11 protein-coding genes are annotated in these 10120 nt (G+C 74.0%); 6 read left to right on the forward strand and 5 right to left on the reverse strand.

Going from position 1 to position 10120, the window contains the following annotated elements; genetic code table 11:
• Positions 1-297 precede the first annotated feature (297 nt).
• Together V7Z97_RS17400 and V7Z97_RS17405 are read left to right on the forward strand one after the other, a co-directional pair.
• On the forward strand, positions 298-495 hold the full coding sequence (locus V7Z97_RS17400) for a DUF465 domain-containing protein (protein ID WP_334164702.1): 198 nt from the start codon (positions 298-300) through the stop codon (positions 493-495).
• A 10-nt stretch (positions 496-505) separates the two neighbouring features.
• Positions 506-1483: a TerC family protein gene (locus tag V7Z97_RS17405; protein ID WP_334164703.1), complete on the forward strand. Its 978-nt coding sequence runs from the start codon at positions 506-508 to the stop codon at positions 1481-1483.
• A gap of 193 nt (positions 1484-1676) precedes the next feature.
• Here V7Z97_RS17405 and V7Z97_RS17410 read toward each other — a convergent pair whose 3' ends face one another.
• Entirely contained in the window at positions 1677-2717 is a 1041-nt protein-coding gene (locus V7Z97_RS17410; RefSeq protein WP_334164704.1) for an ATP-dependent DNA ligase, read from the reverse strand.
• Between the two features lie 69 nt (positions 2718-2786).
• On the reverse strand, positions 2787-3119 hold the full coding sequence (locus tag V7Z97_RS17415; protein WP_334164705.1) for a DUF1491 family protein: 333 nt from the start codon (positions 3117-3119) through the stop codon (positions 2787-2789).
• 210 nt (positions 3120-3329) lie between these two features.
• Between V7Z97_RS17415 and V7Z97_RS17420 the strand changes: the two genes are divergently transcribed.
• Positions 3330-4226 (forward strand): hypothetical protein, encoded by an 897-nt coding sequence (locus V7Z97_RS17420; protein WP_334164706.1) that lies wholly within the window; start codon positions 3330-3332, stop codon positions 4224-4226.
• Here V7Z97_RS17420 and V7Z97_RS17425 read toward each other — a convergent pair.
• Entirely contained in the window at positions 4162-5835 is a 1674-nt protein-coding gene (locus V7Z97_RS17425) for a sensor histidine kinase (protein WP_334164707.1), read from the reverse strand. The two genes, V7Z97_RS17420 and V7Z97_RS17425, sit on opposite strands and share 65 nt — an antisense overlap.
• 167 nt (positions 5836-6002) lie before the next feature.
• Here V7Z97_RS17425 and V7Z97_RS17430 point away from each other — a divergent pair, with 167 nt between their 5' ends.
• Entirely contained in the window at positions 6003-6773 is a 771-nt protein-coding gene (locus tag V7Z97_RS17430) for a sensor histidine kinase (protein WP_334164708.1), read from the forward strand.
• Here V7Z97_RS17430 and V7Z97_RS17435 read toward each other — a convergent pair.
• Positions 6685-8100, reverse strand: coding sequence for an MFS transporter (locus V7Z97_RS17435; RefSeq protein ID WP_334164709.1), 1416 nt, complete (start codon positions 8098-8100; stop codon positions 6685-6687). The two genes, V7Z97_RS17430 and V7Z97_RS17435, sit on opposite strands and share 89 nt — an antisense overlap.
• Positions 8097-8642, reverse strand: a complete 546-nt coding sequence (locus tag V7Z97_RS17440) for a hypothetical protein (protein WP_334164710.1) — start codon at positions 8640-8642, stop codon at positions 8097-8099. Before V7Z97_RS17440 ends, V7Z97_RS17435 begins: the two co-directional genes overlap by 4 nt.
• Positions 8643-8771: 129 nt before the next feature.
• Between V7Z97_RS17440 and V7Z97_RS17445 the strand changes: the two genes are divergently transcribed.
• Both V7Z97_RS17445 and V7Z97_RS17450 read left to right on the forward strand, forming a co-directional pair.
• Positions 8772-9692, forward strand: a complete 921-nt coding sequence (locus tag V7Z97_RS17445) for a LysR family transcriptional regulator (RefSeq protein WP_334164711.1) — start codon at positions 8772-8774, stop codon at positions 9690-9692.
• Positions 9693-9740: 48 nt separating this feature from the next.
• On the forward strand, positions 9741-10120 hold a 380-nt coding region (locus V7Z97_RS17450; protein ID WP_334164712.1), incomplete at its 3' end, for a SufE family protein.

Below are 10120 nucleotides of genomic sequence, written 5' to 3' on the forward strand. Positions count from 1 at the left end.
CGGCCGGGGTGGGGACGTGCGGGCCGGGCGCGGAGTGGCCGCCTGAACGCGACTTCCCCACCCGGCGGCGCCGGCGCGCCGTCCGCCCTCCCGATGAAGGCGAGGGAAAAGGTTTCATCGGGGCTTGAAAGGTTCGCCGGCGATCCCAAACTTAGGCCTGCGGGCCGGGCCCCTCTGGCGATCGAACTCCCAGCGATCGCGATGTCGGACCGCATCGGGTGTGCTCGATGCTTGGGTCCGTCGCCTCCCCCCAACGCGGATCCGGCATCGGGCGCACCCCTCACAAGAGGAGCCCCGATGATGTCGCACATCACCATCTATCGTCTGCGCGCCAAGCACCGTGAGCTGGAGCGCGAGATCCGCCGCGAGCTGGCGAGGCCGGCGCCCGACCAGGGCCGCGTGGCGAAGCTGAGGCGCGGCAAGGCCGTCGTGAAGGACGAGCTGTTCCGGCTGGAGAGCGGGCTCGCCCCGCTGAACCCCGCCCACGCCGGCTGAGCCCGACCCCATGGAATTCCTGACCGAAAGCGCGCTCGGCAAGCCCGTGTGGATGTGGCTCGCCTTCCTTTCCGTCGTCGTGGTGCTGCTGGTCCTCGACCTGGGCGTCCTGCACCGCAAGGCCAAGGCGATCGGCGCCCGGGAGAGCCTCATGCTCTCGGCCGGCTACCTGACCGTGGGCCTGGCGTTCGGCGCCTGGGTGTGGAGCGAGCTCGGCCGCCAGGCGGGGCTCGAGTACGTCACCGGCTTCCTGGTCGAGAAGAGCCTGGCGATGGACAACGTCTTCGTCATCGCCAGCATCTTCGCGGCCTTCGCCGTGCCGGCCGCCTACCAGCACCGGGTGCTGTTCTGGGGCATATTGGGCGTGATCGTGCTGCGCGCCATCATGATCGGCGCGGGCGCGGCCCTGGTGGCCGAGTTCGAGTGGGTGCTGCTGCTGTTCGCCGGCTTCCTGGTGATCGCCGGGGCGAAGATGCTGGTCTCCAAGGGCGGCCACGGCGACCCGAAGGACAACCCCGCCTACCGGTGGCTGGCGGGCCACCTGCGGCTCACGGACGGCTTCGAGGGCGGCCGGTTCTTCGTGCGTCGGACCCCGCCGGGCGGGACGCGGCCCCTGCTCCACGCCACGCCGCTGTTCCTGGCCCTGGTGATGATCGAGCTGGCCGACGTGGTGTTCGCGGTGGATTCCGTGCCCGCGATCTTCGCCATCACCACCGACCCCTACATCGTCTACACGTCCAACATCTTCGCCATCCTGGGGCTTCGGGCGCTGTATTTCGCCCTGGCGGCCCTGACCGCGCGTTTCGCTTACCTGAAGACGGCGCTGGCCCTGCTGCTGGTGTTCATCGGCGGTAAGGTGTTCGTGGCCGAGGCCATGGGCTGGGAGAAGTTCCCGGCGCCGGTGTCGCTCGGCGTCACGGCGGCCCTGCTGGGCGGCGGGGTGGCCTACTCCATGTGGCGGACCCGGCGGATCCCGCTGGCGGCCTAGCGGGGCTCGGGCCCCTTCCTCCCCGATGGAGGAAGGGCAGGGTTGGTGGTGAGTGCAGGGTGTCGGGGGATGAGCGCCGTTGGGCTCGGGGCCCACTTGCGCGGGCTCGTCACCTCAGCGCCCGCACCACCACCCAACCCTCCTCCATCGAGGAGGAGGGCTTTCATGGAGGCGGCGGCCGGAGCACGCTGCGTCATGCCCCCAGGGCCGCGAAGGCGGCGGCGCCGCCGGCGTCGAGCTGGTCGTAGGCGCACTGGCGAGGCGCCTTGTCCGGGCGCCAGCGGAGGAGCTTCGTCCCGTGGCGGAAGCGGCCGCCGGTCATGTGGTCGTAGCGGACCTCCACGACCAGCTCGTGCCGCAGCGGGGTCCATTCGGCGGAGCGCTCGTTCGACCAGCGGCTGGGCCCGCCGGGCGCCGAGCCGGTGAAGCCGGGGCCGGGGGCGAGCGCCTCCAGCCGTTTCGTCAGCTCCGGCCGCTCGGCGTTGGCGATGGTCGAGGTGAAGCCCACGTGGTTCAGCCGGCCGGCGTCGTCGTAGAGGCCGAGCAGGAGGGAGCCCACCTGCTTCGACCCTTGCGCGTAGCGGAAGCCGCCGACCACGCAGTCGACGGTGCGCATGCGCTTGATCTTCAGCATGGCCCGCTCGCCGGGGACGTAGGGCCCGTCGAGGCGCTTGGCGACCACGCCGTCGAGGCCGGCGCCGGCCTGCTGCAGCCAGCGGCAGGCCTCCTCGGCGTCGGTGGTCCCGGGCGAGAGGCGCAGGCGCGGCTGCTTGCCGAACCGCCTGAACAGCGCCTCGAGCTCGGCGCGGCGGCGGGTGAGGGGCGCGTCCACCAGCGAGCCGCCCTTGCCGTCCATCAGGCAGTCGAACAGGACGTAGGACGCCGGGGTCTCGGCGGCGAGCTTGCGCACCCGGCTCTCGGCGGGGTGCAGGCGAAGCTGCAGGGCGTCGAAGTCCAGCGCGCCGGCGGTCTCGATGACCAGCTCGCCGTCGACCACGAAGCGGTCGACCGGCAGGGCGCGGAGCATCTCCACCACGTCGGGGAAGTAGCGGCCGAGCGGCTTGCCGGACTTGGCGTGCAGCTCGACCTCGTCGCCGGCCCGGAAGGCCAGGCACCGGAAGCCGTCCCACTTGGGCTCGTAGCGCCAGCCGGGCGCCTTCGGGATCTCGTCCGTGAGCTTCGCCTCCATGGTGGCGAGGTCGAGCGGGACGGAGAGGTCGGAGAGGCGGGCCATCGGGGCGTCAATACGGCCGGGGCGGGGGATGTTCCTTACCTCCCACAAGACGGCAGTCGTGGCGGGAGGTCAGGCCTTCTCCACCGGCTCGGTGAGGAAGTGGCGGCCTTCGCGGTCCTCGATCTCGACGACCCAGATGTCCGGGTCGATGCGGGCGGCGCGCTCGATGTAGCGGTCGAGGTCGGGTTCCTGGTCGGTGAGCTGGGGCTGCATCCACACCCGCTCCCCGTCCATGCGGGTGGCCTCGGCGTAGAGCCTGGCCGTGCCGTCGGTGCGGTTGAGCACCTTGACCAGGACCGCGCCGGCCCGGGCGTCGCCCTTGCGCACGACGACGCCGAAGGCGCCGCCGATCTCGGCCCGGCGGATCAGGGCGCTGACCCAGATGTCGGTGGAAAGCAGCATGGCTGCGGACCATGCGCGAAGTCCGCCGGCGGTGTCACGCCGTTAACCGCGCCGGTTAAGGACGTTCCTCAACGCAACCGCAAGACGCGCCCGCTAACGTCGGCTCCAATGTCCGGGAAAAGCCGGACGCAGAACAGAAGACGCATGACGGACCCGCGCAAGCCAGCGCGGCCGGCGTCTCGGTGGTTGGGTTTGTTGGGCGCGGCGAGCGTGGTCGCGCCCGTGGCGGCGCACGCGCAGCCTGTGGACCTGTTCCTCGAGCGTACGGCCATCCGGGAGGCCGATTCCCGCTGCGGGCTCTTTGCGCCCGAGGTGTCGCAGGCGCTGGTCGTGGGCGTGGCCCAGGCGCGCGGCTCGGCGCTCCGCTCAGGCGCGTCCCCCGAGACCCTGAAGGCGGCCGAGCGGTCGGCGCGCGCCCGGGCGGCGCAGACGCCCTGCCAGGCCCCCGAGATGGCCGTGTCCGCCGACCGCGTGCGCAACGCCTTCGACGGCTACGCCCGGCTCACCCGCCTCTCCTACCCCGGCGACTTCGGCGCCTGGCGCGCCGACCGCATCGCCTCGCGCAGCATCCGCTGGCGGCTGGTGCAGGACGCCCGCTTCGGGCGCGACCGGCTGTCGTTCGGCCTCGCGGGCGAGGAGCGCGCGAGCGCCCTGATGGCGGTGGCCCGCTTCGCCGACGGCGCCGAGCCCTATGGCGCCCGGCTCCTGCTGCGCGACACCCTGCGCACATGGGGTCCCTACCTCGACCGCTACTACGGCGGCCCGACGGCGGCCCTGCCGCTGGCCCGGCGCGTGCCGCCGGCCTCGGCGACGCGCGGCTACATGGCCGAGGCGCGCAGCCCGGCCGGCCTCGACCTCCTGCCCGAGGACGCCAAGAGCGGCTGGGCGTTCCGCTTCCCGGCGGGCGCCGCGCGGCACCTGGCGCAGCTCGACCCGCGCGAGGCGATCGTGGTGGAGTTCCTGTTCTCGGGCGGGGCCCGGCGGGCCTACATCGAAGTCGGCGACTTCGCCGCCGGCCGCGCCTTCCTGGAGGTGACGCCGGCTAGAGCCCCGACAGGGCAGAGGCAGGCGCAGCTTCGGGCTCCGCCGCCGTCTCTGGGCCGGTAAGCACCGGCATCCGCACCGAGACGGTGGTCCCCTCGCCCACCGTGCTCTCGATGGTCATCTCCCCGCCGTGCAGCCTGGCGAAGGCGCGCACCAGCGACAGGCCCAGGCCCGCGCCGGCCGCCTTCTGGCCGGCGTCGCCCGCCTGCTCGAAGGGCCGGCCGAGGCGCTCCAGGTCCTCCGGCGCGATGCCGACGCCGGTGTCGGCGACGACGATCTCCAGAACCTCGCCCGACCCCTGGACGGTGAGCGTCACCGCGCCGTTGCGGGGCGTGAACTTCAGGGCGTTGGAGACCAGGTTGAGCGCGATCTGCTTGATCGCCCGGCGGTCGGCGTCGGCCTCCAGAGGCTCGGCGGGCAGGACGCCGCGAAGCTGGATGCCGGCCCGGTCGGCCTGGCCGCGCATCAGGCGCAGGACCGAGGAGACGGCGTCGCGGGCGTCGAAGGTCTCGCGGGCCAGCTCGAACCGCTCGGCCTCGATCTTCGACATGTCGAGCACGTCGTTGATCAGCTCCAGGAGGTGGGCGCCGCTCTCGTGGACCAGCTCGGCGTACTCGACGTAGCGGTCGGACATCGGCCCGAACAGCCGCTGCCGCATGATGTCGGAGAAGCCCATGATGGCGTTGAGCGGGGTGCGCAGCTCGTGGCTCATGTTGGCCAGGAAGCGGCTCTTGCCGGCGTTCTGGCTCTCGGCCGAGGCGCGGGCCTGCTCGAGCTCGGTCTCGCGGGCGCGCTGGGCGCGGGCGTCGCGCAGGGCGGCGACCAGGCGGATGCTGCTCATCCGGCGCAGGCTGAGCACGCACCAGCCCTGCGGATCGTGGATCGGGATGAAGGCGACCTCGGCGGAGCCGTCCTGCACGGCGCGCTGCAGGGCCTCGTCCACGGCCGGCCGGTCGTCGCGGGAAACCATTTCGCCCAGGTTGCGGCCGACGAAATCGCGGTGGTCCAGCCCCACGGGGGCCTGGCCGTAGGCGTCCAGGATGCGGCCCCCGGGGTAGAGGCCCATCAGGAGCTGCGGCTGGTTGTCGAGCACCTCGCGCAGGGCCGTCTCCGCCTCGTCGCGGACGCGGACGTAGCGGCGCGACTGGCCCTGCAGGGAGACGAGGCCGGCGCCGAGGCCGATGGCGACGGTGGCCAGGGACAGCAGGCTGAGCCAGGGCGCGGCCCCGGCCGGCGGCGCCGGGAGCGGCAGCAGCAGGGTGCCCACCGAGGCCAGGGCCGCGGCGGCGACCGCGCCGGCCGCGCCCATGGAGAGCAGCTCCGAGCGGCGGAAGGCGGCGGCGGCGGCCAGCGGGGCCAGGCACCAGGCGGCCAGCGGGCCCAGCGTGCCGCCGGTCATCTGGCAGGCGACGGCGGCGGCGAGCGTCCAGACGAGCAGGGCGATGATCCGGGCCGGCTGGGCGCGGGTGAGCGCCAAGCCCGCGCCGACGAGGGCCGGCACCGCGCCCACGGCGAGCGCCGCCAGCTCGACGCCGGGCGAGAGGCGGCCCGTGGCGACCAGGGCGCCGGCGGCCAGCGCCACGGCCAGCGCCCAGGCCAGGTGCCAGCCCACGGCGAAGCCCAGGCCGCGGCGGCGGACCTTCCTGCGCGAATTGTACCGCACGTACGGCATGGTCTGGGGAGCGTTCCCTCTCCGGTTGCGCCGCGAGCTTAGCGGCCGAAGCGAGTCCACGTAAGGCCGCTCGCCTGGTGCGCGACCGCCCGATGCGGCGAAACGAAATCGTAAGCGCGATAGCCCAAGCTGCCCGTCCCTTAGGACAGAAGGTCCGCGGCGACAGTATGGCCCAGCCGGCTTTTCAGACGATCGCGACGCCCGCCAAGAAGGCGGCGGCGCAGCAGAGCCGCCGCGACGCGGCGTTCGAGGACCAGAAGCGGTCCTTCCTGCGCATGGTCAGCCATGAGCTGCGCACGCCCCTGAACTCGATCCTCGGCTTCTCCGAGATCCTCGCCACCGAGCTGTACGGGCCGCTGGGCGACCCGCAGTACAAGGAATACGCCGAGATCATCCGCGGCAGCGGCGCCAAGCTGCTGAAGCTGGTCAACCAGGTGCTGGAGATCGCCCGGCTGGAGAGCGGGGCGGCCGAGATGAACGCCCGCGCCGAGCCGCTGGAGTGCGTGCTGGAGGACGTCACCGGGGCGCTGAAGGAGGAGCTGGTGACCCGGGACGTGGCGCTCAGCATCGACGGGAGCGCCGAGCACATCCTGATCCTGGCCGATCCCAAGGCGCTGCGCACCGTGGTCGGCAACCTGCTTCAGAACGCCGTCACCTTCTCGCCGGACGGCGGCGAGGTGAAGGTGCGGGTGGAGCGCTGCGGCGACAGCGTCGAGATCGTCATCGAGGACCAGGGCGAGGGGGTCGACCCCGCCGACCTGCCGCGCCTGCTGAAGCCGTTCGAGCAGGGCGAGAACGCCCTGACCCGCCGCGCCCACGGCGCGGGGCTGGGGCTGGCCATCTGCGACCTCAACTGCCAGGCCATGGGCGGGACGCTGAAGCTCGCCTCGGCGATCGGCCAGGGCGTGACCGCCCGGGTGCGCCTGCCGGCGGGCTAGGGAAGGCGCCGGAGAGGCTGACGAGGGCCGCCGCCAGGGCCGAGGCGGCGCCCAGGGCGAAGCCGATGCGGGGCGCCGCGTCCGGCGCGGCCAGGCTGAACAGCAGCATCATCGCCAGCGCGCCGGCGGTCTGGCCGCTGAGCCGCGCCGTGCCCTGCATCCCGCCCGCGGCGCCGCTCCGCGCGGCGGGCGCGGACAGGAACAGGCTGCGGTTGTTCGGCGTCTGGAACAGGCCGAAGCCCAGCCCGCACAGGACGCAGACCGGGACGAGCGGCCAGGGATCGCCGTGGATCGGCCAGGCGGCCGCCGCCAGCAGACCGCCCGCCAGGCAGGCGCCGCCGGCCGCGCAGAGCCAGGCCGCCGGCCAGCGGTCCGCGAGGCGTCCCGCGACGGTGGCGGTCGCCGCCACGCTCAGGGGCCAGGCGGTCATGTAGAGCCCGGTCGCCAGCGCCCCCTGCCCCAGGCCCTGCTGCAGGTAGAAGGGCAGCGCCAGGAGGCCGACGGTCTGTCCGGCGAAGCAGCACACCGAGGCGATCACCGAGGTCCGGAACGGCGCGGCGCGCAGGAGGTCGAGCGGCATGAGCGGCGCGGCCTTGGGCCCTTCCCGCCGCACGAGGCCCCACAGGGCGGCGGCCGCCGCCGCGAGGAGGACGACGGCGGCGACCGGCGCCGCCGGCGCGAGCTCGACCCCCACGACCAGCAGGCCGAAGGCGGCGGCGTTCAGCGCGAGGCTGACCAGGTCCAGCGCGCGGCCCCCGGCGGGTCCGGAAGGCGCGCCCCGGGCGGCGAGGAGCGCAAGGCCGCCGAGCGGCAGGTTCACCGCGAACAGCCAGGGCCAGCCGGCGGCGGAGAGGATGACGGCGCCCAGGCTCGGCGCGGCGGCGGCGGCCAGGGCGACGGTGAGGGCGTTCCAGCCGATCGCCGCGCCGAGACGCCCCTCCGGGACGGCGAAGCGCAGCAGCGCGACGCCCAGGGCCATGACCGCGGCGCCGCCCAGCCCCTGGACGAAGCGGGCGGCGACCAGCCAGGGCAGGCCCGGCGCGGCGGCGCAGAGCCCGGAGGCGATGATGAACGCCGCCAGTCCCCAGGCGAACACGCGGCGGTGGCCGAACCTCTCGCCCAGGGCGCCGCAGGGCAGCAGCGCCATCACCAGCCCCGTCTGGTAGGCGGTGACGACCAGCACCGCCTCGGCCGGCTCCGCCCCGAGCGACCCGCCGATGGCCGGCAGGGCCACATTGACGACGCCGGCGTCCAGCACCACGAGGGCCATGGAGGCCAGCACGGCGAACACCGTCCGCGCCGGCGGGGCCCCGGCGACCGGGCTCACCGGTCGGCTCCCGTCCACACGCCGTCACGCCACACATACCGCGTGACCCGGTGCTCCTCGCGGTCCTCCCTGCCGAGGTCCCGCTCGGTGAAACGGAACAGCAGGGCGCTGTCGGAGACGCACCGCGTGTCGTGGATGTCGCCGGGGAGGTAGGCCTGGGCCTGGCCGGCGCGCAACGGGGCGCGGTCGCGCCCGACCAGCCGGACCGCGCCGTCGGGGCCCTCCACGCGGGCATAGGTCCCCATCTCGACCTCGCCGCCCTGGGCCCCGTAGAGCACCCAGCTGCGGCCGTGGTCGTGGGGCGGGCGGTAGAGCCCGCCGCGCTCGGCATGGGCGAGGAGGACGAAGCCGCGCTCGGGATCGCGGTGGAGCTCGCGGCGCTCGGGGGCCTCGGCGAGGAGCGCCGCCAGCCAGGGCTCCGAGGGATCGGCGGCGAGGAGGTCCTCGAGCGCCGCGCGGCATTCCGTGACGAGCTCGGTGGTGAGCGGTCCCCAGGCCGACCTCACCCTGGCGATGAACATGTCGAGAGCGTTGCGCGGCATCGTCTTTCCCTTCGCTGAGCTGTGCCGTGGCGAAGGTAGGCGGGGTCATGACATGGCGGAACGCGCAGCGTTTGCATTTCATTCGTGCATGAAACGCCATGTCTCGCGAAAGGCGTGCTAGGGTCGCGCATGGCCGCGCCAGACCTGAACCTGCTCGTCACCCTGGACGTGCTGCTCGCCGAGGGCAGCGTGGCGCGCGCCGCGCGGCGCCTGGGGCTCAGCCCCTCGGCCATGAGCCGCGCGCTTGCCCGGCTGCGCGAGGTCACGGGCGATCCCCTGCTGGTCCGGGCCGGCCGCGGCCTGGTCCCGACACCCCACGCGGCGGCGCTGCGCGACCGGGTCCGGCAGGTCGTGGAGGAGGCGCAGGCCGTGCTGCGCCCCGCCGAGGCCCTCGACCTCGGCCGGCTGGCGCGGGCCTTCACCCTGCGGACCAGCGACGGCTTCGTGGAGGCCTTCGGCCCGGCGCTCATGGCCAGGGTCGCGGCCGAGGCGCCGGGCGTGCGGCTGAACTTCATCCAGAAACCGGACAAGGACAGCACGCCGCTGCGGGACGGGCGGGTCGACCTGGAGACGGGCGTGGTCGAGGCGGCGCTGGGCCCCGAGGTGCGCGCCCAGGCCCTGTTCCGCGACCGGCTGGTGGGCGTCGTCCGCGACGGCCACCCCTTGGCGCGGGGCGAGGTCACGGCGGCGCGGTATGCGCAGGCGGGCCACGTGCTGGTCTCTCGCAGCGGCTTCGAGGCGGACGCCGTGGACCTGCCCTTCCTGCCGGCCGGGCTGGCGCGGACGGTGAGGAGCGTGGTCAGCGGCTTCTCCGCGGCGCTGGCCGTGGCGCGGGCCTCCGACCTGGTGGCGACGGTCCCGGACCGGCACACCGCCAGCCTGCGCGAGGGGATGTTCGCCTTCGCGATCCCGGGGCCGGCGGCGGCGTTCACCGTCTCGATGCTCTGGCATCCCCGGCTCGACGCCGACCCGGCGCACCGGTGGCTGAGGGCGCGCCTGCGCGAGGTCTGCGCTTCGCCGCGCGGGGCGGGCGGGATGGCCGACGGCTGACCGCTTCCCCATTGCCGGGGGCGGCGCGGGTCCTTAAGTGGCCCGGCCATGGCATCCAGCATCGACCAGGACCTCGAGGACCTCGCCGCCGAGTTCGACCTGCTGGGCGACTGGGAGGAGCGCTACCGGTACGTCATCGAGCTGGGGCGCGAACTCGCGCCGCTGACCGACGCCGAGCGCTCGGACCCGAACAAGGTGCGCGGCTGCGCCAGCCAGGTGTGGCTGGTCACCGAGCCGCAGGACGACGGGACGCTGCGCTTCCGCGGGGATTCCGACGCCCACATCGTGCGCGGGCTGATCGCCATCGTGCTGCGGCTGTTCTCGGGCCGGCGGCCGGAGGAGATCCTGGCCTTCGACACCAAGGCGGCGTTCGACCAACTCGGCCTGACCGGCGCGCTGTCGTCGCAGCGGTCGAACGGCCTGGCCTC

Source organism: Phenylobacterium sp. (assembly GCF_036821595.1).
In the GTDB taxonomy this organism is placed as follows: domain Bacteria; phylum Pseudomonadota; class Alphaproteobacteria; order Caulobacterales; family Caulobacteraceae; genus Phenylobacterium.